At 58.3% G+C, this 23,133-nt stretch carries 27 protein-coding genes and 2 tRNA genes; 20 read left to right on the top strand and 9 right to left on the bottom strand.

Features of this window, described 5'->3' with window-relative positions; genetic code table 11:
• Window positions 1-92 precede the first annotated feature (92 nt).
• The 7 genes from R3D51_10870 (at window position 93) to R3D51_10840 (ending at window position 5,922) form a co-directional block, all read left to right on the top strand.
• Window positions 93-686, top strand: a complete 594-nt coding sequence (locus R3D51_10870; protein ID MEZ5899981.1) for a dimethylamine monooxygenase subunit DmmA family protein — start codon at window positions 93-95, stop codon at window positions 684-686.
• Window positions 683-1,642: a PDR/VanB family oxidoreductase gene (locus tag R3D51_10865; protein ID MEZ5899980.1), complete on the top strand. Its 960-nt coding sequence runs from the start codon at window positions 683-685 to the stop codon at window positions 1,640-1,642. The genes R3D51_10870 and R3D51_10865 overlap by 4 nt, the downstream gene beginning before the upstream one ends.
• A 31-nt stretch (window positions 1,643-1,673) precedes the next feature.
• Window positions 1,674-2,717 (top strand): DUF3445 domain-containing protein, encoded by a 1,044-nt coding sequence (locus R3D51_10860; GenBank protein MEZ5899979.1) that lies wholly within the window; start codon window positions 1,674-1,676, stop codon window positions 2,715-2,717.
• A 75-nt stretch (window positions 2,718-2,792) separates the two neighbouring features.
• On the top strand, window positions 2,793-3,914 hold the full coding sequence (locus tag R3D51_10855; protein ID MEZ5899978.1) for an aminomethyltransferase family protein: 1,122 nt from the start codon (window positions 2,793-2,795) through the stop codon (window positions 3,912-3,914).
• Window positions 3,915-4,000: 86 nt separating this feature from the next.
• Entirely contained in the window at window positions 4,001-4,390 is a 390-nt protein-coding gene (locus R3D51_10850) for a group II truncated hemoglobin (protein ID MEZ5899977.1), read from the top strand.
• Window positions 4,391-4,549: 159 nt separating this feature from the next.
• Window positions 4,550-5,632, top strand: coding sequence for a DMT family transporter (locus R3D51_10845; protein ID MEZ5899976.1), 1,083 nt, complete (start codon window positions 4,550-4,552; stop codon window positions 5,630-5,632).
• Window positions 5,629-5,922, top strand: coding sequence for a hypothetical protein (locus R3D51_10840; protein ID MEZ5899975.1), 294 nt, complete (start codon window positions 5,629-5,631; stop codon window positions 5,920-5,922). The genes R3D51_10845 and R3D51_10840 overlap by 4 nt, the downstream gene beginning before the upstream one ends.
• 133 nt (window positions 5,923-6,055) lie before the next feature.
• On the opposite strand, the gene R3D51_10835 is transcribed toward R3D51_10840, so the two are convergent.
• The 3 genes from R3D51_10835 to R3D51_10825 are packed head-to-tail and all read right to left on the bottom strand — an operon-like array spanning window position 6,056 to window position 8,791.
• A complete protein-coding gene (locus tag R3D51_10835; protein MEZ5899974.1) occupies window positions 6,056-6,469 on the bottom strand; it encodes an NUDIX hydrolase in 414 nt (137 codons plus the stop codon).
• 29 nt (window positions 6,470-6,498) lie between these two features.
• Window positions 6,499-7,098 carry a response regulator gene (locus tag R3D51_10830; GenBank protein ID MEZ5899973.1) on the bottom strand — a complete coding sequence of 200 codons (600 nt, stop codon included), beginning with the start codon at window positions 7,096-7,098 and terminating at the stop codon, window positions 6,499-6,501.
• Complete coding sequence (locus tag R3D51_10825) at window positions 7,073-8,791, bottom strand: ATP-binding protein (GenBank protein MEZ5899972.1); 1,719 nt, start codon at window positions 8,789-8,791, stop codon at window positions 7,073-7,075. Before R3D51_10825 ends, R3D51_10830 begins: the two co-directional genes overlap by 26 nt.
• Before the next feature lie 175 nt (window positions 8,792-8,966).
• Between R3D51_10825 and R3D51_10820 the strand changes: the two genes are divergently transcribed.
• From R3D51_10820 to R3D51_10795, 6 genes are all read left to right on the top strand, one after another.
• Window positions 8,967-9,173: a hypothetical protein gene (locus R3D51_10820; GenBank protein ID MEZ5899971.1), complete on the top strand. Its 207-nt coding sequence runs from the start codon at window positions 8,967-8,969 to the stop codon at window positions 9,171-9,173.
• A gap of 12 nt (window positions 9,174-9,185) precedes the next feature.
• Window positions 9,186-9,425, top strand: coding sequence for a hypothetical protein (locus R3D51_10815; GenBank protein ID MEZ5899970.1), 240 nt, complete (start codon window positions 9,186-9,188; stop codon window positions 9,423-9,425).
• A gap of 50 nt (window positions 9,426-9,475) precedes the next feature.
• Window positions 9,476-9,910, top strand: a complete 435-nt coding sequence (locus R3D51_10810) for a universal stress protein (GenBank protein ID MEZ5899969.1) — start codon at window positions 9,476-9,478, stop codon at window positions 9,908-9,910.
• Between the two features lie 168 nt (window positions 9,911-10,078).
• Window positions 10,079-11,341, top strand: a complete 1,263-nt coding sequence (locus R3D51_10805) for a di-heme oxidoredictase family protein (protein MEZ5899968.1) — start codon at window positions 10,079-10,081, stop codon at window positions 11,339-11,341.
• A gap of 3 nt (window positions 11,342-11,344) precedes the next feature.
• Window positions 11,345-12,379, top strand: a complete 1,035-nt coding sequence (locus tag R3D51_10800) for an imelysin family protein (protein ID MEZ5899967.1) — start codon at window positions 11,345-11,347, stop codon at window positions 12,377-12,379.
• A 257-nt stretch (window positions 12,380-12,636) separates the two neighbouring features.
• On the top strand, window positions 12,637-13,764 hold the full coding sequence (locus R3D51_10795) for a cytochrome c peroxidase (GenBank protein ID MEZ5899966.1): 1,128 nt from the start codon (window positions 12,637-12,639) through the stop codon (window positions 13,762-13,764).
• A gap of 48 nt (window positions 13,765-13,812) precedes the next feature.
• Here the strand turns inward: R3D51_10795 and R3D51_10790 are convergent, their stop codons facing one another.
• The gene (locus R3D51_10790; GenBank protein MEZ5899965.1) at window positions 13,813-14,052 is read right to left on the bottom strand and encodes a hypothetical protein; all 240 of its coding nucleotides are present in this window, start codon (window positions 14,050-14,052) and stop codon (window positions 13,813-13,815) included.
• 246 nt (window positions 14,053-14,298) lie between these two features.
• Here R3D51_10790 and R3D51_10785 point away from each other — a divergent pair, with 246 nt between their 5' ends.
• From R3D51_10785 to R3D51_10770, 4 genes are all read left to right on the top strand, one after another.
• Entirely contained in the window at window positions 14,299-15,909 is a 1,611-nt protein-coding gene (locus tag R3D51_10785) for an NAD(P)/FAD-dependent oxidoreductase (GenBank protein MEZ5899964.1), read from the top strand.
• Between the two features lie 30 nt (window positions 15,910-15,939).
• Complete coding sequence (locus tag R3D51_10780) at window positions 15,940-16,311, top strand: glyoxalase superfamily protein (protein ID MEZ5899963.1); 372 nt, start codon at window positions 15,940-15,942, stop codon at window positions 16,309-16,311.
• Window positions 16,312-16,347: 36 nt separating this feature from the next.
• Window positions 16,348-16,767 carry an alternative ribosome rescue aminoacyl-tRNA hydrolase ArfB gene (gene arfB, locus R3D51_10775; GenBank protein MEZ5899962.1) on the top strand — a complete coding sequence of 140 codons (420 nt, stop codon included), beginning with the start codon at window positions 16,348-16,350 and terminating at the stop codon, window positions 16,765-16,767.
• 89 nt (window positions 16,768-16,856) lie between these two features.
• Window positions 16,857-17,633, top strand: a complete 777-nt coding sequence (locus tag R3D51_10770; protein ID MEZ5899961.1) for a TIM barrel protein — start codon at window positions 16,857-16,859, stop codon at window positions 17,631-17,633.
• A gap of 192 nt (window positions 17,634-17,825) precedes the next feature.
• On the opposite strand, the gene R3D51_10765 is transcribed toward R3D51_10770, so the two are convergent.
• Window positions 17,826-17,902, bottom strand: a tRNA-Arg gene (locus tag R3D51_10765).
• A gap of 215 nt (window positions 17,903-18,117) precedes the next feature.
• Here R3D51_10765 and R3D51_10760 point away from each other — a divergent pair.
• Both R3D51_10760 and R3D51_10755 read left to right on the top strand, forming a co-directional pair.
• Window positions 18,118-18,639 carry a YchJ family metal-binding protein gene (locus tag R3D51_10760; protein ID MEZ5899960.1) on the top strand — a complete coding sequence of 174 codons (522 nt, stop codon included), beginning with the start codon at window positions 18,118-18,120 and terminating at the stop codon, window positions 18,637-18,639.
• Between the two features lie 61 nt (window positions 18,640-18,700).
• A complete protein-coding gene (locus tag R3D51_10755) occupies window positions 18,701-19,204 on the top strand; it encodes an MOSC domain-containing protein (protein MEZ5899959.1) in 504 nt (167 codons plus the stop codon).
• Between the two features lie 57 nt (window positions 19,205-19,261).
• On the opposite strand, the gene R3D51_10750 is transcribed toward R3D51_10755, so the two are convergent.
• The 3 genes from R3D51_10750 to mnmA all read right to left on the bottom strand — a co-directional run bounded on the left by R3D51_10750 (window position 19,262) and on the right by mnmA (window position 21,417).
• A tRNA-Met gene (locus R3D51_10750) sits at window positions 19,262-19,338 on the bottom strand.
• A 120-nt stretch (window positions 19,339-19,458) separates the two neighbouring features.
• The gene (locus tag R3D51_10745) at window positions 19,459-20,178 is read right to left on the bottom strand and encodes a methyltransferase domain-containing protein (protein MEZ5899958.1); all 720 of its coding nucleotides are present in this window, start codon (window positions 20,176-20,178) and stop codon (window positions 19,459-19,461) included.
• 30 nt (window positions 20,179-20,208) lie between these two features.
• Window positions 20,209-21,417, bottom strand: a complete 1,209-nt coding sequence (gene mnmA, locus R3D51_10740; GenBank protein MEZ5899957.1) for a tRNA 2-thiouridine(34) synthase MnmA — start codon at window positions 21,415-21,417, stop codon at window positions 20,209-20,211.
• A gap of 398 nt (window positions 21,418-21,815) precedes the next feature.
• Between mnmA and R3D51_10735 the strand changes: the two genes are divergently transcribed.
• Window positions 21,816-22,094: a DUF1153 domain-containing protein gene (locus tag R3D51_10735; protein ID MEZ5899956.1), complete on the top strand. Its 279-nt coding sequence runs from the start codon at window positions 21,816-21,818 to the stop codon at window positions 22,092-22,094.
• Window positions 22,095-22,273: 179 nt separating this feature from the next.
• On the opposite strand, the gene R3D51_10730 is transcribed toward R3D51_10735, so the two are convergent.
• Window positions 22,274-22,957 (bottom strand): hypothetical protein, encoded by a 684-nt coding sequence (locus tag R3D51_10730; protein ID MEZ5899955.1) that lies wholly within the window; start codon window positions 22,955-22,957, stop codon window positions 22,274-22,276.
• Between the last annotated feature and the right edge of the window lie 176 nt (window positions 22,958-23,133).

Below are 23,133 nucleotides of genomic sequence, written 5' to 3'. Positions count from 1 at the left end.
CATACCTCCAGTGCCACCCTGGTCGACCCACAATTCGAACGCCGACGACCGGCCGTCGAGCATGAGGTCATGCAGAGGAGTTGAATAAGACGATGCTGGTTTCCGGAATAAAAAGTCGACCCGTGTACCCCGGGCTTGAGCCAGATCCCTACGCGAAGCAGAATCTGATTGTCGCGGATGCAGAGGGCGTCAAGGCGGTCGCTGATATGTTCAAGCGGGCGACGGCTGAATTCGCAGAGCGCTCGATCCTGCTAACTGCGGGGGCTGCGGACCTCGGCGCATTTGGTGACGGGTTGCGGCCTGCAAACATCTGGGCGATGCCGTCGCTTGAAACCGCGATCAATCGTCTTGCCGTTACGCTGTCACAAGCGCGCATGGGGTTGCGTCTGTACGTTGCTGGTCCCGAACCGCTGATAGCAAGAGCAGTTCAGACTGCCATGGATCATGGCATCGAACACCAATCGATTTTGACCGAGCACCGCGGTTCGACAAAGCGGCGCGTGCAGTGCGTGCACTGCAAAGGCATAACAGATGATGTGACGACGAATCCGGTTAAATGCGCTCACTGTGGCACCTTGCTTCTCGTGCGCGATCATTTTTCGCGCCGGCTTGGCGCATTCATGGGCGTGCGCATCGACGCTGAAGCCCCCGGTGAGCCCGTAGAGTCCATGGGAGATTTTAAATGAGCAGAGCCCAGCAAAATGTGCGCGTTGCACGCGTCGACACTGTCGCGGAAGATATCAAGCGCTTCGAGTTGGTGAGCATGAACGATGAGCCGTTGCCCATCTTTTCGGCAGGTTCACACATCATCGTCACAATGCGCGAAGGCGAGCATGTCTGGCGTAATCCCTACTCCATCATGGGGGCTACCAATGACAACCGCGGCTACGTGATCAGCGTGCAGAGATCGCGGGAATCGCGCGGCGGTTCGGTCTATATGCACACCAAAGTAGAAGTTGGCACCAAGCTGGAGATCAGTGAGCCGGTCAATCTTTTCGCTTTGGCCCATAAGGCGCGCAAGCACATATTTGTTGCCGGCGGGATCGGCATCACACCGATGCTCGCTATGCTGGACTTCTGTAAGAAAGAAAAGGCGGCCTGTGAGTTGCATTATGCGGTGCGGTCAGATGAGGCTGGCGCGTTCTGCAAGGAGCTTTCTGAAGAGGCCAATCACGGCGTTCATGTTTACAGATCCAATCGCGGCGAGCGCATCCCGCTTGCGGAGATTCTGAACAATCAACCGCTCGGGACGCATCTCTACGTTTGCGGCCCCCAACGCATGATCGACTGGGCGCTCGATGTTGCAAAACACGAAGGCTGGCCCGTGGAGAATACGCATTTCGAGCACTTCAGCGCTCCCCCTCCAGGCAAGCCATTCGAGATCACGGTGCAGAGCACAGGCCAGACCATTGAAGTTGGTGATCATCAAAGCGCTCTAGAGGCTTTGGAACAAGCTGGAGTGGATGCGCCGTATCTCTGCCGCGGCGGTGCGTGTGGGCAGTGTGTGACGCGGGTGGTCGATTGCACCACCGAGCTACTGCACAACGACCACTACCTTACGGACGAAGAAAAGAAAGAAGGGAAGCAGATTGCAATCTGCGTGTCGCGCGTCAACGGCGGTTGCCTGACGCTTGATCTGTGATTGGCTACGCGCTCAAGGAAGGTTCAAGGCCATGAATAAGGTATTCAAGAACGAGACGTTTCGCGACGACTACACGTTTGCCAATAGCCCTGAAGGCATTGCGCGTTTCCCCTTCCCGTTCTGGGAAGACAAGTACATGTACTCCGTGAACATGGAGCCGCATGTAACGGCCGGTGCCAAGGGATCGGTTTACGAGTTTCCGATCGATGTGGACGAGCATTACGTTTCGGATATGCGCGACCGCGCGATCGTTCTGGCGGAAGATCCGCTGCGCTGCCAAGCGTTGCCTCACATGATGGCTGCGCAGTGGGACACGCTCGAACTGCTCATGACGTCCATGGCTGATGCATACCCAGAGCACTTCACATTGGAGCGCAATGGTGACGATTGGCATTGGATCAATCGTCCGCTCGGCATCGATCAGCGTTTCCGTTTCGGTGATGAATCGACGCTGCCTTACGAGCCGATGGAATACATAACGCGGCAATGCCAGGGCGATTTTGCTATCCTCGACCAACGCGACAATAATCTTTGGATGGACGCGGGCATCGCGACCTCGCAGGCCGACTGGTCGCTGGATTTCGACATCGGCATGAACTTCATGGAGTGGCACGGTCCGGTCCCGTTGGCCCACGAGGTCGGAGTGTTCGATCGCGCGTTGAAGTTCCTCTTAAACCTGCAGCGCGGCCGTCCGGTCCGTCGTCTCAACTGGACGATGACGATCAATCCGCGTCTCGATACCAGCCCCGAAAACTATAACACCTGGGGCATAGACCGGGCATCGGTCACGCCTGAGAATGTCGGAGACAAGGTGCACCTGCGCGTGGAGTTGCAGGCTTTGTGGCGATTGCCCCGTTCGAATGCCCTCGTGTTTTCGATCCGGGCTTATCTTCTGAAGATGAGCGAGCTTGTTACCAATCCGGATTGGGCGCGCCGCTTCCATCGCGTGCTGAAGTCGCTGCCGCCTGAGCTCATCGATTACAAGGGATTGACCCGCTACCACCAGACCACTGTCGATTGGCTGTCGAAGTATGACGACGGCAAGCCGACACCGCCAGGATTCCTGATCAAGTAAATCGAAGCGCCAAGCCGCAACCTCGAGGTTGCGGTGCAGAGAAATAACGTCAACAAAAACTGGAGAGTAAGTCCGATGAACGCAATGACGAAAGAGCGTAACTCGGTTCTGAACAGCCGGCACAAAGCGCTGGGTTCAGACCTTTCATCGTCTTGGAACGACATGCCCATTCCGCAGAACTATTCTGCTTGCCCCTATGAGGAGACAGAGACGGTTCGCAATTGCGCCGGGCTGTTCGATGTTTCCGCACTCAAGATCGTGAACGTCGATGGACCAGATGCGTTGAAGTTCCTCAATCACATTCTGACCAGTGATGTTTCGAAAGCTAAGACCGGCGACTCCCACATCAGCAATATCGTCAACGAAAGTGGCGCGTTGATCGACGACGTTCTCGTGTACGTAGACGGCGATGGCAAATATCGCGTTTCCCACGGCGGCGGTGCCTTTGAAGAAGCCGCTGCTGCTGCGAAAAGTGGCTTCGACGTGAATTTGGCCCGCGACAACGATATTCATATCATATCGCTGCAGGGGCCCAAGGCGCTCGAAGTTCTGGCGCCGCACACGCCGATGAAGCTCGCGGAGTTGCCCTACTTCCGGCACGAGAAGACGACCATTTTCGGCAAGCCGGTTTCGATCGCCCGCGGTGGCTATTCGGCCGAGCGCGGTTATGAAGTGTTCTGCAGCGCCGCCGATGCGCCGTTCATCTGGGATTCGATCCTGGAAGCAGGCAAGGATAAGGGTGTTAAGCCGGTCTCCTGGTCGTGCCTGGACATCATCCGCGTTGAAGGCGGTCTGCTGTTCTTCCCCTTCGACATGACGCATGGAGATACCACGCCGTGGGAGGTCCGTGCGGATTGGACAGTCGATATGTCCAAGCCAGACTTCATCGGCAAGAAGGCGTTGGCGGACAAGAAGGGCAAGGAACGTTCCTTCATTTCCGGCCTTGAGGTTTGGCACAACGAAGCGATCTCGCCGTTGGCCAAGATCTACGCCGATGGCAAGGAAGTCGGTACCGTCACCAGCACCACGTTCAGCCAGCATCTGATGAAGTCGTTAGCGATGGCTCAGATCGCGCCGGCCTACACCAAGTTGGGAACAAAGCTGAAGGTGGTCGATAACGGCAAAGAATACGACGCCACCGTCGTGCAGATGCCGTTCTACGATCCGATGCGTCTGAGAACGCATCCAGCAGCTTAACTCAAAAGCTCCTGTGCTGGCCGGATCATTTTTCCGGCCAGCACCGCAATTCGTCCGGCCAGGCGGTTAGCGCAGCAGAGTCAAAAATGGCAATGAATTCTTTGTATGCCCAGTTGGGGGGTGAACATGTCGTTCGAGAACTCGTGGAGGTTTTCTACGACATTGTTGAGAGTGAGCCGGAAGGGCATGCGCTGAAGATTCTGCATTTGCGAGGGCATGGAATCGCTCATTCGCGCATCGAGCAGTTCAACTTTCTGACCGGCTTTTTCGGTGGGCCGAAGCTTTACGCCGAGAAGCACGGGCATTCCAATGTTCGCAAGATGCACGAGCACGTTGAGATAAATTCTGAGGCGCGAGATGCGTGGCTCAATTGCATGACGATGGCGCTCGATAGGGTGAAAGTCGGAACACCGGTAAAGGAAGAAATCATGCGGCACTTCCGGGTTGTTGCGCACAACCTGCAGAACCAGGAGTAACGCTGCATTTCAATTGCTTTCAGGCGCGGACTTAAGGCGAATTCACGAACACGGCACGCGCACACTTCTTCCCCGTGCGCAAACTTGGCCGGGAGCCGTGCAAGGCTCCCGGCCCCTTTATGCCTTAGGTGAGGCGTCGAACCCTAATGAGCAAACGCCATGTCAATGAGCCAACGGTCTGAGCTGGGCCTTTCGGATGCAGTTCGAAGGCACGCACTCCGCTCCAAGCGCTGGGGCTTTATCTTCGCGCTATGGACGGCGGTTCTCTGGGGCGCATGGTACGTGCCAGGCACGGCGCTATGGTATGAGATGCCTTATGCGGGGATTCCGGAAGGCGACCAGGTTCTGCGTTTGACAGCCACAGCGGTTATGACTTTCATCCACGCCGTCGCCGTCTTCATCTTCCTTCTGTTCTGGAATGGTGCTCTCGGCAAAATCCCCGATTTTGCTCGCACATTCGTGCGATTCAGCAAGATCTCAAAATGGTATGCACTCGCCTCGATCTGCGGCGGGCCGATTGCGATCTTTGGATCCTACATGGCGATGGGCTTCGTCGGGCCCGTTTTCGCAGCGGTCACGTCGCTATTCTATCCAGTCTTCGGTGCCATCATCGCGCGCTATTGGTACCGCGAAAAGATCACGACACATGCGGCCATCGGCATGTCTTTGATCATCATAGGTGGCGTAGCGATCTACGGGCCTGAGCTCTTTGGTCAGGGCGACGCTGGCAACGAGCATGCTTGGCTTGGCTATGTCGGGGGCCTCATGTCTGCAGTCGGTTGGGGGGCGGAGGGCGCAGTTGCCGCGCGCGCCATGGACGTATCGGATCCCGACGCAGGCATTCAATGCCGCTTCACGTTTGAAGTCATCTTCTGGGGTCTCGTGATCCTGCCGTTGATGGCACTGGTTGGGGACCTGCCCGTCCATCGGCTCGTTGCCGAGACATTTGTGGAGGGCAGAGCAGTCGTTTGGATCGTTCTCGCCTCGGTCTGTCATGCCTTCTGTTACACGTGTTTCTATAAGAGCTTTGGCCTGATTGGTGTGGGCCGCGGCGAAGCAATCGGCAATGTCTACGCGGTATTTGCGCTTTTGTTTATTGCGGCCTTCACACTTCAATTTCCGCCCGTCTACTTCATCGTGGGCTTGGTCTTTGCCGTCGGCGGCAGCTTCGTGATGTTCCGGGAACCCGCAGAAGCCCTCACCACATTGCGCGAGGGTGAGGCCGGAGGGGCCGCATCATGAAGATTCATCAGAAGGGCTTTTTGCTTCAGCAACTCAGCCGTTCCGACAGGCTTTGGGACGAAGAACTCGTAAGCCGCCTCCTGGCCTATTACGGCCTCTCGGGCGCTTACTGGGAGAACAACACTCGTGTGACGCTTGATGAGTTGACTGCGGCCGGATTGATAAAATGGGTGGATCGCACGCTCAGTTCCGTCCGCGGTCAGCCGCGACTGAGCTTCGAATATGAATTGACCGAGTTTGGCCGTACCCGCATGCGCGATACAGGGTTACTCGAAAAGGAAAGCATATGACGAATGCTTTTTGGGGATATGCAGGAGCGGACGTTCTTGCAATCGTTATCATCTCAGCCGGGAGCGTGGCTTGCCTCGTCAGCGCTTGGTTGTTTGTCAAAAATTACGGCGACTGATGCTCCGCGCCTCCAGGTCAACCGTTGCGCGCGAGTCGGAGCGCATCGGTGATGATCTTGTGGTGATCGAAGGCAAGATCTACCTCCCTCCAATTGGCGACCCAGGCGGCCTCGCGCGCATCGTCGCCGCCTTTGACGCGGCCTGAGCGAACTGAAGCGAAGTATGCAACCGAGCAAGTTGGCCCCCGAGGATCGCGCCCGGGCTGGGAATAGACGCCTACTAGCCGAATGCGTTTCAGCTGAAGGCCGGTCTCCTCCAGCACTTCGCGTCGGCAAGCATCCTCGACACTTTCTTCTCGGTTGACGAAGCCTCCGGGCAGCGCGAACTGTCCGCGATACGGAGGTTTGGCGCGCGTTATGAGAAGGATACGGCCATGCGCATCGCGCACGACGCAATCAACAGCCAAGAGCGGCGTCTTAGGGACGGCCATGTTCGCAGCCCTTCTGGGCATGAGGATGATCAGACGACGTCGAGAGAAATTCCCATACGCACAAGTTCAGCTAGCGTGCGCGCAGCCATCTTGTTCATGACCCACGTGCGATGGATTTCCACGGTTCGCGGGCTAATGCCGAGCCGCGTCGCGATTTCCTTGTTCGCAAATCCCTGAACGAGAAGTGCCATGGTTTCGCGTTGACGATCGGTCAGCGAGTCATAGCGCTCTTTCCACAGCGCTGTCTCTTCCTGGATGACCTTGTTCTCGACCGCCTTGTTGATGGCATTGCCAATGGCGGCGATCAAGCGTGAGGGATCGAACGGCTTTTCGATGAAGTCGAAGGCGCCACCCTTTATGGCGTTGACCGCCATCTCAATGTCGCCGTGTCCAGTCAACAAAATGATGGGACGCGCATCCTTGCGCGTTTGCAACTCGCGCATCAGGTCGACACCATTCATGCCCGGCATACGCACGTCCGAAAGGATGCAGTCCGTGTCGGTCTGAGAATCCAGAAGCGATGCGGCATCCGCATGACAATCCGTTTCAAAGCCTTGAGATTGGAGCAGCAGCCGTATCGAATCGATGACGGCAGGATCGTCATCAACTACCGAAATGCGTTTCTTCATGTCCTGCCTCCTTGAAAGGGAGAATAATTCTGACGCAAGCCCCCGTCGCCGCCGACGCAATCGTCAAGCGTCCCCCGTGCGCTTCCGCGACCGTGCGCGCAATACTCAATCCAATCCCCGTACCCTCCGACTTGGTCGTGACGAACGGTACGGGACGTTCAGTATTGACGCCAGGTGGAAATCCCGGCCCTTCGTCAGTGACCGAAATAGCAAATTCCGGCCGGGTTTTCGAAGCTACCCAACTCACGACGATGCCGATTGCGCCGTGCTGACCGATGCCTGCCATGGCATCCGCAGCGTTATTGACGAGATTATGCAGAGCCTGAGTGATCTGCACACCATCAATCCGCACGAGGGGGAAGCCCGCTGGTACTGTTATACGCAACGTTATGCCGCGTGATGCAAGATCAGAAGCCATCAACTCGGCAAAATCACGCAACAGATCGTCGATGTTGACGGGCGCAATGTCAATGGTGCCCTGATGAAGAAGATCTCGGATGCTCTTGAGTACGTTTGCCACGCGGTCGCTTTGCGCATTGACCTTCGCAAGGCTGTCGAGTGCCAACTCCATATTGTTGTTTTGAAGTGCAGAGCGAGCAACCGTGGCATAGGTGCGCAATGCCGTCAGAGGTTGATTGATTTCATGCGTGATGCCCGCTGCGACTTCGCCTGCCGCACGCGTGCGCATGGCGCGGTCTAGCGCGCTCTGCTGATCCCGAATGCGCGTCGCAGCATTCTCACGTTCAATGAATATCGCGCCAACCAGCAAGCCGGTCAAAGCCACGGCGAACATCAAGACCTGCAATACGGTAAGGCCAGGATCCGTGCCGAAACGAAATTCAGCGCCGATCAGCAAGCCGATCTGGATAATCAGAATCGCAATGGCCGCACCCGCCGTGCCATAGCTCAGCGCGATCCACAGAAGCGGCAGGAATAGTAGGTAGAAAAGCTGGAAGGCAGTTGCCTCCTGGTATCCGAACACGACGATCAGGGCGCCGATCAAGGTGGCGATCTGGAAAGCTGCATCCAGTCTCGGCGTTGGCCAGGGACGAAGGGACGCAAATATCAAGATCAGAGGTGTGATCGTGAGGCAGCCGATCACATCGCCAATGAGAAGGCGCCAGGCAACGTGGCCGAAGTCGCCCCGCCCCAATTCCCCGCCGAGCGCAATGATGATCGTGAACAGAAAGGCGGCCGCCGCCGCTGCCGCCATGATGGCCATCAGCAGATTAAGAACGTCGCGCACCGATTGCAGTCGAGGATCTATCAGCCCCTTTTGGCGCAGCGCCGTGCCGGCGATGAAGAAGGCGCCGCCTGACACGACCGAGGTTGCAAGCTCCAGCCCAAAGCCCATAGGCCCCCCGCGCAGAAGGTAGTTGGTTATGAGCTGCGCAATGAGAAAAAAGGGAGCTGCAACAATTCCGCCGAAGTAGGCCAGCGCGAGGGTCAGCCCGATCTGCGGATTCCAGGGGGTGACGCCGAACGTGCCATAAGGCTTTACGTAGCTGATTAGGTCCAAGGCAATATAGGCCGCGATGTACGCGGCGCCAGCCGTCATAAGCCGCTTCAACGGCTCAACCGCTGTCAGAGTGCCATTTCCGTTATCGCGCATGAGCTTAGAATGGTTGCCTTCGTACCCGCTGTCGGCTTGCTGCTCGGTGTTGGCTGCAAAGCCCCCTTGCAGCTTTACCAAGCGTCGCGCCGAACCGAAACCGCCGGGAGCGAGATGAGGATATCTCGTAATACGTATTGTTACCTAGGTGGCCGCAGCTAGGTAGCGGGCTCGAATTGCCGAGGAGCGCCGTTCCCATGTATTTTCACGACCATAGCAGCGGGGCCGGGGATTTTACGAACAGGGGATGATCTTCATGATCAAAGAGAACTTCGACGCCGATGCAGACGCCGAGGTGGTTCTGCCATCGGCCTATTCCTACGGTGGTTTCGTACAAGTGCGCGTCGCTAAGCCGATGGAGCGCGATGCGCCCACGGCTGTCACCCCCGAAATGGATCTCGTGGCGGACACTCAGGATCCTGCCGTTCTTGCAACCAACAAGCCTTCTTCAGAAGACGCCTGAGGAGGGCGAGACATGAAACACGCAACGCTCTTTTATAAGATGCTGGTCGTCTACGTGTTTGCTTTCCTGGCGGCCATCATTTTCCCGACCAATTGGGAGGTCGACGTAAAGACCGCCCAGGCTCCAACCAAGGTGATAACAGCTTCTGCACCCCAGGGCGCAGTTCTAGTTAAAGCCTCCACTGCGGGCACCATTACGCCAGCCGTGTCGCATGCAGTCGCAGCGGACGAGCCAGTTACGATCAGCCACTAACACCGGTCTGGCGTAAAGCGCCACCGGGATTGAAGCCGAGTTAAGAAGTCATGTCCAAGGTGCTCGTTGCGGTTGAAGGGGAAGAGCAGGCAGGCGCCGCAGCTCGTTACCTGATTGATCGTGCGCGAAACAGTGTGGGCGGCTTCTTCATGATTGCGGGCGTGCAGCCCGCGCGGACGGGAACAGGCTGTGATCTTGTGCGCCAGATCTGCGATACTGCAGGGCCCTGGCTCGACGACGCTGGCATTCGCTATGAGATCTGCTCGCGTGTGGGCGATTTTGGCGACGTGGTAAGCGCATTGTCGCGTGACGAGACTTACAACGAAATCGTCATTATTGCCCAAGCCGAGGACAGCTTCAAAGCGACCCTGCAACGCCTTCTTGGGCTGAAGCCGCGTAACCCCGTTCGCAGGATTGCGGCCCGGGACGGGACCCCCGTCACGTTGGTCCGCGCTCCTCCCTCGCCCAATATTTTCAGCCTTTGATCCCGTGCGGCGTGTGGGATTTTGACCTGGACCTCGGTCGGCCGTATAGCTGCGGCGACTGGTGTCGCGGGTTTGAGCGGCTTTCGGTGCCCCGATAAAATCTTGGTCCAATGGTGCATGTTGCAGTCCAGCCCGCCGCAAGTAGACGTGCCGCGAACGCAAGTGAATATGATCCAACACGGCGGGATCGCGCCTGCCCCGACGTGCGGGCGGCATTTTAAGCGTCTCCTCATTCTCTTTTCGGCCTTGGTCGCGCTCGTGCCCTCCGCAGCGCCGGCCGACGAGGGCCTGGACCGTGCGGTCGGCAAGGCGTTGTTTGACCGTCAATGGGTGCCCGCTCCGTCTTCCACCAAGGCCAACGACGGCCTTGGACCGCTTTTCAACGCCCGCTCTTGTGCCCAGTGCCATTCAGCGGCAACCGCCGGGCGCATCGAAATCATGCCTGACAAACGCCTGCTGTCGCGGGGGAGCGTCGTGCGATTGTCGAGACCCGACGGGTCTGGCGATCCACACTACGGTCGGCAGATCCAAACCCACGCCATTCCGGGATTTGGCTCGGAGGCGGAGGCGCTCCTTGATTGGAGAGTAGAGTCTCTGGCTCTGCGCGATGGTAGTCATATCGAGCTTCGTCAATCCAAACCCGCTCTGGCCGGGCTTGAAACGCCGCTCGCTAAGGAGACGTCCCAAACGCTGCTTCTCGCACCAAGCCTGAAGGTTGCTGCCCGGATCGACAAGGTCGATCTCGAAGCGCTAGGTCGAGATGCCCAACCTAATTCGAAAGGACGTTTGTTGCGCGACGCGCAGGGTCGTATTTTGATATTTGGGCGTAAGGCAACCGAAGGAGATCTTGAAGGCGCTATAGCACTCGCCTTCAGCCGCGATCTGGGCCTTTCGACTCGTCAATATCCCGAACCCAGTGGCGATTGCACTCCCGAGCAAACCAAGTGCCGTGAGGCGATCAACGGCGCGGATGCATCGGGCGTAGAGATCGCCAAGGAAATTGTCGATGCGATCGCGGCCTATGTGCGCGGTCTCGATACCGCCTATACGCCTCCCATCAAGGATGGCTCGGCCGGCGCTGGAGTCATGTCGCAGATCGGCTGCGATAGCTGCCATGCGCCATCTTTGCCCGCAAAGGGTGGGGGGGAAATATCGCTTTTTTCCGATCTCAGGTTGCACGATTTGGGTGACGGCCTGGCGGGCCTTGCGGAATCCAACGGGCAGCGACCCAGCGAATGGCGCACAGCGCCGCTCTTGGGGCTTGGCGAACGCTTGCGCGCTGGCGCCACGTTGCTGCACGACGGCAGGGCGCGCAATATCGACGAAGCTGTTCTATGGCACGGCGGCGATGCCAAAGACGCTCGTGAAAGGTACGAGAGCTTGTCGCCAGATCAACGCCACGCGCTCGAACGCTATCTTTTGGGTGAATAGGAAATGATGAAGCAGGCTGTCCGCGCCGCGTTTGTGTTCGGCCTCTTTGCTGTGATTGCGTTGGGGGTAACGGCTGAAATCTGCGCTGCCGATGACGCGCATGATGTCACTAAGCTTCCTACGGTGTTTGCAGAAAAAGTGACGGGCCCACGTCTGTCTGGGCTCAAGGCCGCGTTCGTGAAGCAGGCGGAAGTATGGGAAGAGGGGTGCCAATCGCAACGGAAGCTTCGCGAGGCCTTCGACGTAGCCAGCGATGCCTGGGCGCAAATGGAGATGTTCAGGTCAGGTCCGCTTTCGCGTCAAAGCCGGCAGGAGCGTATTTTCTATTGGCCTGATCCGCGCAATGCCATTTCGCGTGGACTGAACGCGTTGCTGAGCGGTTCGGGCGAGGAGGGACTGAAGCCAGAGGAGATTGCTGGCGCCAGCGTGGCGGTTCAAGGCTTACCTGTGTTGGAACGACTGCTGTACGGGGGTCGTGGTTCGGTGGATGAAAAGGCGACGCTAACCGCGCGGCAGTGCGCTGTGGGTACGTCTATCGCGCGCAATCTCCGCACCATTGCGACGAACGCGCTGGCGGAATGGACCGCTCCCGAAACAGGAGACTTGGAAAAGATCAAGTCGGCAAGCGCCAAGCCCGACGAGGCCAAGGAAGCGGCTGCCGCCGTCCTTGGTGATATAGCCACCGGTATCCGTCTGGTCGAGGACCGTAAGATGCCGCCCATCTATGGCGGCAAGGGCGTTGTGCCAAATCCCAAAAGTGCAGAGAGCTGGCGCTCCAAGCGGAGCGAACGCGATATAGCTTTGAACTTGGAAGCGTTGGCCGCCGCGCTCAAGGTGGTCGAGCCATTTGCTCCGGAGGCGGCAGCAGCGGCGAATGAGAAACTTGCTGACGCCGCGGCCGCCCTTGCCGGGCCCCCAGATCCCAACAGGGCCGTGACCATCATTGCGGCAATCAACAACGCCAAATATTACGTCATCGATGTCCTGCCGGGAGAACTTGGATTGACCTTGGGGTTCAACAGCATGGACGGAGACTGACTAGGGTCAATGAAGTGCGACATGGTACTGCATTTGATTGTCTACCAATTAAGTCATAATGCAGCGACGCACGCATTTGTCCCGTGCCTGGAGCCGTAGGTTCACGAGCCTTGGAAACGAACTCACGATTGAGCGCACGTGAAGTGCGCAGGCCACAGCAGCCATCCGAGAGCGGCGGCCCTACGTGGTATCGCACGTCGACGCGCCAAGCCGTCGTCTCCGCTAGTGTGGTCTTTGTGTGTGTTCTCGCGGCTGGGATGATGGCTGGGTCGGGCAAATTCGCGCTCTCCAAGGAACCGCCGACGAAGCTTGATACCGTCGAGAAGCTTGGGGAGGCTTTGTTCTTCGACTCCAACCTGTCGAAGAACCGTACGCAGGCCTGCGCAACCTGCCATTCTCCCGATCTTGCCTTCACCGATCCGCGCGAGTCGGGAGAGGCGGGGCGCTCCGTTTCGATGGGCGACGATGGTCATTCGATCGGCGATCGCAATACGCCGAGCGCAGCCTACGCGATGCTGACGCCCGACTTCCATATCAACGCGCAAGGCAAACCCGTCGGCGGCCTGTTCTGGGATGGGCGCGCGCGCACGCTCAGCGATCAAGCCATGGGGCCGCCGCTCAATCCGATCGAGATGGGTATGCCGGACAAGAGCATGGTCGTCGCGAGGTTGAAGGAAAACGCTAATTACGTGACGGCGTTCGGAGAGTTGTTTGGCAAGGATACTTTGAGCGACGACGACAAATCTTATACGGCGATGGCCAAAGCTATCGCTGCTTTTGAACGAACGCCGATGTTCTCGCCGTTCGATTCCAAATACGATCGCTATCTACGGGGCGAGGTGAAATTGACGGATCAGGAGGAGTTGGGCCGTGTCCTGTTTTTCTCCACTCAGTTCACCAACTGCAGCCGGTGTCACAAGCTCAAGGAGTTTGGAGGCGCGGAAGGTGAGACGTTCACGAACTACCAATATCGAAACACAGGCACGCCAGTGAATGTCGCGGTGCGCGCTTTGAATGGCACGAAGCCGGGCTATGTCGATACTGGGTTGGAGCAAAATCCAAACGCGGCTAACCCGACCAACGCAGGCTTGTTCAAGGTGCCTTCGTTGCGCAACGTTGCCGTCACCGGACCCTACATGCATAACGGCGTATTCAAGGATCTGCGGACGGTCGTGAAGTTCTATAACAAGTACAACTCGAAAAACCCGCGCCAGCAGATCAATCCGGAGACGCAAAAGCCATGGGGTCCTGCGGAGGTTCCCGATACGTTATCAAAAGAAGATCTTGAAACTGGGTCTGCGCTCGACTCAAAGCGCATAGATGGCTTGGTTGCGTTTCTGAAGACGCTCACGGACAAGCGGTACGAGTATCTGTTGAACAAATAGGAAGACGTGGGATCAGAAACCGTTTCGGTTCATCCCTAGCCGCTCGGCTCAGTAGTCTTCGAGTGTGTCTCGCAACATCAGCGGCGAACATACGCCGGATAGAAATGCCGCGATCGCGCAGCCAACGAGCGCGAGAGACTCAAGATCAAAAGAAATTCCAAACGCCATTCCCGTCAGCGAAATCATGGCGACCCAGAAAACAGCCGTAAACAGAGAGGCGAAGGCGACCCCTGCCACCTTCGGGGCAAGACTCTCTGTCTGTGCAATTGTCCGGCTCGCTGATGTCATTAACCTGTCTCCACAGCCCTGCGTGTGTGGGGCGCTCAAATTCTCAGGGATTCGCCAATTCTACGCATCAAGCAATGTTGAAACTCAACAAATTACTAAGGGCCATTGTTCCGTGAGTTGGCGCTTCTTTCAATCAGTAAATAGTTCCTTACCCACCGTCGTTCTTGCTGCACCGCAGCAGTGTTGACGTCTCGCTTTTGTTTTGAGCGGGTATAAGTGTGCACATTGATTCTTTGGCAGGAATGCATGCGCGAGATCTATGATGTAGCGATTCTTGGGGGCGGTCATAACGGTCTAACCGCCGCTGCGTATCTCGCAGATGCGGGATGCAAGGTCGTTTTGCTCGAGAAGAATTCAGCCGTCGGCGGCGCGGCTTCGACGGAAGAGTTTGCGCCCGGATATCGCAACTCCGTTGCTTCGTACACGGTTAGTCTGCTCAACCCCAAAGTCGTTCGTGATCTCGACTTGAACCGCCATGGCCTGCGCATTGTGGAGCGCCCGGCGGGTAACTTCTGGCCCATCGACGCACACCGCTCGATGCATCTCGCCTACGGTTCACGTTCGTTGCGCCAAAAGGCGATGGCGGAATTTTCCGCAAGAGACGCGGAACGCTATGCGGCCTATGACGATGCGCTAGATCGCGCTGCAGATGTGTTGCGCGATCTCGTAACGCGAACGCCGCCCAATGCAGGCGGAGGGCTTCTGGAACTCATCAAAGGCGGTACCGTTGGGCGGCGCATCTTGAAACTGACGCTCGATGAGCAGCGATTCCTCGTTGATCTGTTCACGTCAAGCGTAGAAGCCTTCCTGGATCGCTGGTTTGAGAATGACCACATCAAGGCGGCCTTCGCGTTCGATGGCATTGTAGGGGCCTATCTGCCGCCCTCGGCGCCGGGGACCGCGTATGTGCTTCTGCACCATTGCTTTGGTGAAGTGAACGGCAACAAGGGTGTTTGGGGCCATGCCATAGGCGGCATGGGGGCAATCTCGGCCGCTATGGCTGCCTCTGCACGTGCGCGGGGCGCCGAGATCCGAACCGATGCGCCGGTGGGCGCGCTGCTGATGGACGGTGGCCGCGTGGGCGGCGTCGTTCTCAAGTCAGGAGAAGAGATTCGCGCTCGCGCGGTCGCGGCAAATATTCCACCCAAACTTCTGTTTCGCGATTTTGTGCCTAACGGTGCGGTGGCCTCTGAAGTGCTGGCGGCCTTCACGGGCATGACGACCGGCTCGGGCGTCTTTCGCATGAATGTGGCGCTGGATGAATTGCCCGACTTCATATGCAAGCCTGGAAAGCAGGCACAGCCGCACCACGCTTCGGGTATCCTTTTTGCGCCGACCATGGCCTACATGGAGCAAGCCTATATCGACGCTCGTCAGCTTGGCACGTCGCGCGCGCCGATCGTAGAGATGCTGATCCCATCCACGCTTGACGACACCCTCGCGCCGCCAGGCAAACACGTGGCAAGCCTGTTCGTGCAATACGTGGCTCCGCGCCTTCCCGCACCGCGAAGCTGGGCAGGCGGATCCGAAAAAGAGGCGTTCGCCGATACGGTCATCGAAACGGTTACGGCGCAGGCGCCGAACTTCAAGGCCGCGGTCGTTGGGCGTCAGATTTTGTCGCCGCTGGACCTCGAACAACGCTTCGGACTAATTGACGGCGACATCTTCCATGGTCAGCTTGGGCTGGGGCAGCTATTTTCTGCCCGCCCGGTGCTGGGTCATGCAAACTACCGCATGCCGGTTCCTGGTTTATATCTCTGCGGTTCGGGCGGGCATCCAGGCGGTGGCGTTACCGGCGTTCCAGGCATGAACGCGGCGCGCGAGATTGCCAAGGATCTGCGCTTGCGTCGGATTTGAGCAGCAGGGGGTCTCAGCGGGGCTTTGTCGATGCATATTTCGTTTCCAATCCCTGTCTTGCGGATTTTCGATGAAAATTCGGCTCGAGCCTTTTACCTCGATTATCTCGGCTTCTCCCTGCATTGGGAGCATCGCTTCGAGCCCGACATGCCGGCCTACATGCAGATATCGCGTGGAGATTGCCTGCTGCATCTTTCCGGTCACCATGGGGATGGATCGCCCGGTGCCAAGCTGAGGGTGCCGACCGACGATGTTCACGCGCTGCTTGCAGAATTACGCAGCAAGCCTTACCCCAATCTGCGCCCCAACATCGAAACCCCTCCCTGGGGTGGGGAGGAAATGACACTGACCGATCCGTTCTCAAACCGTTTGACCTTCTTCAAGGAGATCAGTCTCGGTTGATGCCGGCTGCGGTCACTAACGTTCACGCCATCGGATATGCGCATCAATCAGACGCTCGACATCGACGAAAAGGACATTGAGGAGCGTTTCGTGCGCGCCTCCGGACCTGGCGGGCAAAACGTAAATAAGGTTTCGAGCGCGGTGGAGCTTCGCTTCAATCTCGCTGCAAGCGATTCCATTCCGCCAGCCGCCAAATCGCGTCTCGTCAAGCTTGCCGGTCGGCGGCTGACCGACGAGGGCATTCTGATTATTCAGGCTGATCGCTTCCGCACCCAGGACATGAACCGCTCGGATGCCAGAAAGCGCCTTGCGGAATTGATTGCCAGTTCGCTCGTCGCGCCCAAGCCGCGGATCAAGACCAAGCCGACGCGCGCTTCAAAGGAACGGCGTCTGAAAGCGAAGACAGAACGTTCAGGTGTCAAGAAGCTGCGCCGTGTGCGCCATGATCACGATTGAAGTCAGCAAAAGCGCACTTCGAACCTACCCGCGCCTTCCGGCCGGCTCCCCGCGGGGGAGTCGGAAGGCGCAAAAAGAAAGACAAAACGATGCCGAGATTTGCCGCGAACCTGAGCTTTCTTTTCAACGAGGTCGCGTTCCTCGAACGGTTCGCGGCAGCCGCTGCGCAAGGCTTCAGGGCATGTGAGTTCATGTTCCCATATGATTTCGAAGCATCGAGATTGCGTGAGAAGCTCGACGAAGCAGGCATGAGCCTTGTTCTCTTCAACGCCGCGCAAGGAAACTGGGACGCGGGTGAGCGCGGCATCGCGGCGGTGCCAGGACGGGAAGCCGAATACGATCAAGCTATCGCTCGCGCGGCCGATTACGCGCGCGCACTCGGCAATAAACTTATTCACGTTATGGCGGGATTGGAATCTCAGGGAGCAAGTCGCGAAACCTTTATTGCCAATCTTCAACGCGGAGCAGATTGCGTAGCGGCCGACGGTCTTACGCTCATCATCGAGCCGATCAATACGCGCGACATGCCTGGCTATTTCTTGAACCGCACGGGACAGGCACTCGATATTCTGTCGGCGGTCGGACGCAAGAATGCCGGCCTACAGTTCGATCTTTATCACCGCCAGATCATGGACGGGAATGTCGAGGGCGGATTGCGCGAAGCGCAAGCCTTCATTCGGCATATGCAGATTGCGTCTCCGCCCGATCGCGGCGAGCCGGACAAAGGAGAACTCGATTTCAAGCGTCTGTTCGACGTCATCGATAAGAGCGGATATGGCGGCTACATCGGACTTGAGTACAAGCCGCGCAACGGAACGGTGCCGGGCCTTGCCTGGGCGAAGGCGCTGGGCGTGAGTTTCTCATAAGCCAGCGTAATCCCATTCGCGCCTACCTGCCGGCTCTCCGCAATGAGAGTCGGAAGGCGCCTTTAAGGATCCTATTCGCGCCTTCCGGCCGGCTCTCCGCAAGGAGAGTCGGAAGGCGCCTTTAAGGATCCTATTCGCGCCTTCCGGCCGGCTCTCCGCAAGGAGAGTCGGAAGGCGCCACTAAAGAGACATTGGCGCGCGCCGAGGGACTCGAACCCCCAACCCTCGGACTCGAATTCCGATGCTCTATCCAGTTGAGCTAGGCACGCTTGGCGCTGTGATAGCCTGAACCAGTGCCATCGCCAAGGGCCTGTGTGACAGTATGTTTCGTCAACCTCACCTCGCGCCAGCGGCTTTGATATAATTGAAATGCAAGGTCCGATAATCCAAATGCTGGCTTGGACGAGATTGAAAGGTTGGAATTCCCGTGACTGTCTGCCCCTGCGGCTCCGGCCGTTCCTTTGAGACTTGCTGCGAGCCCTTCATGAAGGGCGAAACCCAGCCCAACACCGCCGAAGCTCTCATGCGCGCGCGGTACAGTGCTTATGCACTCGGTAACGTTGAATATCTGGGCCGCACGTTTGCGCCATCGTCGGGCGCGGAGGCACACGTCAAGGCCGCCCAAGATTGGACGGCACGGGCCAAATTCAAAAGGCTCAAAGTGCTCAAGACGACCAAGGGCGGGCCCGACGACAAACTGGCCGCCGTTGAATTTCTGGCGACATACGAGGAAGACGGCCAGCTTTGGGAGCATCACGAGGTCTCGGAATTTGCCCGTGATGCTCAAGGCCATTGGCGGTTTATTGCGGGCGAAGGCCATCGACATGCGGCCGGCGAGGGACATGCGCATCATCACGGCCACCACCATCATGGTCACGAGCATAGTCACGCGCATTCACACGCCGGGCACACGTTGCGGCGCGCATCCCCTAAAGTCGGCAGGAACGATCCCTGCCCCTGTGGCAGCGGAAAAAAATTCAAGAAGTGCTGCGGAGCGGAGGGCTGAAATCCGATCCAGTAGCCACTCGCGAGGCGCAAAGCATGGATAGTCATAGAGAGACGCGGTCGTGCCAGACAAGATCATCACGCCGATGCAGAAGCTGCTTGCAGGCCCGATCCGTCCAGGCAGGCTTGTCTGGATCGGACTGCGGCCCGAACGCCGAGCTCCGCCGGTCACGCCCGACATCGCAGAGCTAATCGCTCGAACCGGCATTGTCGGCGATCGCTACAAGACCAGTAACGATGGCGCACGTCAGGTCACGTTGATTGCCATGGAAAGCCTGGCGGCTATCGCGGCTTTCCTCGGAAAGGAATTCGTGGACCCTCGCGATCTTCGCCGCAACCTGATGACCAAAGGTATCAATCTACAGGCGCTCAAGGGACAGCGGTTTCGTGTCGGCGCGGCCGTTCTGGAGACGACGGGTGAATGTGCCCCTTGCGGCCGCATGGAGGTAACGCTGGGGGCAGGCGGCTATAATGCCGTTCGGGGGCACGGTGGCATCACTGCGCGCATCGTTGAAAGTGGCGTTGTGCGTCTTGGCGATGCGATCGAGCGCCTGGATCCTGCCTGAGATCGGCCTGAACCGAGCGATTGGATTCCGATAACCGCGCGCATCGAAAAAATTGATTGGTAGCGGGAGGCGGACTTGAACCGCCGACCTAAGGATTATGAGACCTTCGCTCTAACCACCTGAGCTATCCCGCCACGCCGAACGCTCGCGAGCGCCGGAAGGCCCGTCTATAGGGAGGACTGGCTCGGACTGTCAAGACGACAGTCTAGCAGGCCTGCCAATAGGATTAGGCGCCTGAAACTTAACGCGGCGGTTTACTCCGCTGCGAGGGGATGATGGACGGCATTCTGTTCCTTCTGGAAGCGCATCATCGTGAAAATGCCCCAGGGGCGCAGCGATCTGCGATCGGTCAGCTTAAGGTTGGGGCAGCCCATCACGCGCGACATCTCGAATACGGAGTGCCAGCCAACGAGATCGGCGAACGGGGCCATTCTGCGCTCAACCCAGCCGCGAACGCCTTCGTCCTGGCTGAAATGATTGACGAGAAGAACCTGGCCGCCGGGTTTGCACACGCGCGCCAGTTCATTCATCACCTTCTCCGGCTCGGGCACGACGGTGATGACATACATCGCGACAACCGTATCGAACGAGTTGTCCGCGAACTGCAGATTGCCGGCATCCATCTCGTACAGACCGGCGATGTTGGTAAGCCGCTCAGACTTTACCCGCTCGCGAGCCTTCTGGAGCATCTCTGGCGCAAGGTCGATGCCGGTGATTTCAAGATGCGATTTGTATTCGGGCAGCGAAAGGCCGGTGCCAACGCCGACCTCCAAAACTTTGCCGTGCGAGGCATTGATCATCTCGACCGCATGGCGACGACCAGCTGTAGAGATTTTGCCGAAAGTATAATCGTAGACCGGAGCCCAACGGCGATAAGCATCGCGCACGTCGTCGTGGTCCATCTGATGGGCCAGGGCAGCAGCAGATTGGCTTTGCGATCCGCGAACCATGCTCAGCAACTCCTTATCACTCACGTCGATCCTCCCTCGATGGGCTTTGCCCAATCACGACACTATTTGGCGTGCCGATGCGTCACGCAGGTCCATCTTGGCTCCGCCGCTCTCGGGCAAGCCCAGTCCTGACGTGAGCGTCTTGGCAATCCAGCCCCCTCCCAACACGCGGGCAGCTGGTCCCCCATTATCGTAAAATACACAAGCTTGACCCAATGCAACACCTTCCTCGCCGTCGCACAGAACCACTCGAACGGTGCCATCGTCGTCGCAGAACAGCGAAGCAGGGCGTGGCGTCTGCGACGATCTGTTACGAACATATATAGACATTCCATCCTGGGCGACGGCGTTGAGCGGCCTGTCCCCGAGCCAATTCACATTTCTGAGGATAAGGCTCTTCGTTTGGAGTGCTGAGCGCGGGCCGACGATCACCTTGTTGCGGTCGGCATCGAGCCGCACGACATAAATCGCCTCGGGGCCGGGAATTTTCAGGCCACGGCGCTGGCCTACAGTGTAATGGATGATGCCCTGATGGCGGCCGAGAACGCGCCCGTCGACATGCACGATATCGCCGGGTTCAGCGGCACCGGGCTTCAGTTTGGCGATCACGTCGCTGTAGCGCCCGGCGGGCACGAAGCAAATGTCCTGGCTATCGGGCTTATCAGCGATGGGCAGCGCGAAACGGCGTGCGACATCGCGCACTGCCGGCTTCAGCAATCCGCCAATAGGAAAGCGCAGGATTTCGAGCTGGTCGCGGGTGATTCCAAACAGGAAATAGCTCTGGTCGCGCTCGGGGTCCACGGAACGCGCGAGGATAGGGCCCTCAGGGCCTTCAAGCCGCTGCACATAATGGCCCGTCACCAGCATGTCGGCCCCAAGATCACGGGCTGTATCGAGCAGGTCGCGGAACTTGATCTCGTTGTTGCAGGTCACGCATGGGATGGGCGTTTCGCCGGAGACATAGCTCTCAGCGAAGCTGTCGATAACCTTGGCTGCGAAGCGGGCCTCGTAGTCCAACACATAATGAGGAAATCCGAGAGCCTCTGCAACCCGGCGTGCGTCATGGATATCCTGCCCGGCGCAGCAGCTGCCTTTACGCCCCGTGGCTGCGCCATGGTCGTAAAGTTGCAGGGTGATGCCGATGACGTCGTGCCCTTCCTCCTTCATCAGTGCGGCAGCCACAGAGGAGTCAACGCCGCCGGACATGGCGACGACGACACGCTTCTTGGTGCCCTCGGGGCGGATTTTGGGCTCAGGGTTCAAGGTTGCCTGCTCGAATTCACAAGGTCAGAAATCGGCCGGGTCTCATACTTATGGGCACGGCCGAGCCCTAGATATGGTCAATCCCGACACAAAACTAGCCGGTTCCGCAAGGAACCAGCGTCAATCTGCTTCATTATTCCAGGATTTGAGCCGGTTGCAAGGCGAGTTGCTGCCTCACCGGGCAGGTATTGCCCGGCAATTAATTAAACTGGCCCGGAAATCGCTAAGCAAGATCCAAGGTCCCTCCATTGCTTCGAAACGGGATGGATCTTGGTGCAGCCTTAAGTCGGAAGCTGGATTAGCACACCCATTTATGCCATGTTTACTCAATGGGTTAGGGCTAATTTAATAGCAACCGGTTACAACAAACTACTGGTCAAGAGTGTGTATCGAGTATCATGACCGAACATCAGATGAGAGCGCGCGGGCGCTACGTAATCGGCCCTGACGGGTCCCCGCTGACAGTTGCAGATCTTCCCCCGCGCGATACCAAGCGCTGGGTGATCCGGCGAAAAGCCGAGGTGGTCGCTGCCGTGCGCGGCGGTCTCCTCAGCATGGAAGAGGCGTGCGAGCGCTACAAACTGACGGTCGACGAATTCCTCTCTTGGCAGAGGTCGATCGACAAGCATGGCCTGCCTGGCTTGCGCGCTACGCGCATTCAGGACTACCGCGAGTAGGTAAAGGCCAGTCTGACAATTTTAACGGGCGGTGCTCAGGTGAGGGCCGCCCGTTTGGTGTCTGTTAAGCATACCCATACCGCGTTGACCCCCGCCGCCCGGGATAATCGGGTTAACGGGCATGTCGATTTCTCTGGGCTGGAGGTGCACGGCCGCGATCAGCGCCAGCGCCCGAAAGGTCAGGGCTGGTTCTTTGAAGGTGCCTTTACCGGCGCTTTGACCTTTGTCTTGGCTGCCGGCGCGGTCTTGGCTTGTTCAGGCGCGCCAGCTTCCGCCGTCCAACCGACGGCTGTCGAGGCCCCCTGGCAACCTTGGTCGCCTCGCGACCAGCGACCGACGTCGGCCGCCATGGCAGCGGCCGTTACCTCCGGCATTTTGAGATTTTCAGTGGTGACGGTCGCGTTGGCCTCGTTTTTTGGCTCAATCTTGATTCGGTAGGCTTTCATGCCGCGCGGGTTTGCCTGGCTTGGATCGCGGACGTGGATGATGATCTCTGCTTTACCTCCACGCGAGGGCGCATCCGCTTCGGCGTGGTATATGTAGTCTTTCTTCAACGGACCCGACGCGCCGAACCAGCATCCGACCGCACCGCGTGCGATGCGAGTATACAACTCGGTAGCCGAGCCTTCCGGGTCGGGTTCGGCCGGCGTTGTGATGGCGGCAACTGCGGGAATGTCGGCGAGCTTGGGTAGGCTGAGACCCGAGGACTCCGTTGCCCCAGTCGAAGGGCTGCCGCTCCCCAGACTGCCGCCGCCGCCGCAGCCCGAAAGCGCTACGATGATAGCGAGCGGCCAAGCTCCCCTGCAGCCATAGCGGACGGCCGTGCAAATAAACCGTCCGGATTTATCGGCGGCAGCCGCCATTCACCTAATCCCGTTGAGGCGCGCCATAGGATCGCCAGTTCAAACCCGTTTGCCTCGCCACAGGGTCGAACTCAAGGCCCTATCCACCTCTCGGAATGCGGCTTTCAGGGGACAAAACAGCGCAAAGGCGGCGCTTGTGGCACCGCCTCAACACAAAACCAGTATTAGGCGTAGGG

This window comes from Hyphomicrobiaceae bacterium (genome assembly GCA_041397645.1).
In the GTDB taxonomy this organism is placed as follows: domain Bacteria; phylum Pseudomonadota; class Alphaproteobacteria; order Rhizobiales; family Hyphomicrobiaceae; genus Hyphomicrobium_B.
The sequence above is the reverse complement of the archived record's forward strand: the minus strand, read 5'-3'. Positions and strand labels throughout refer to the sequence as shown.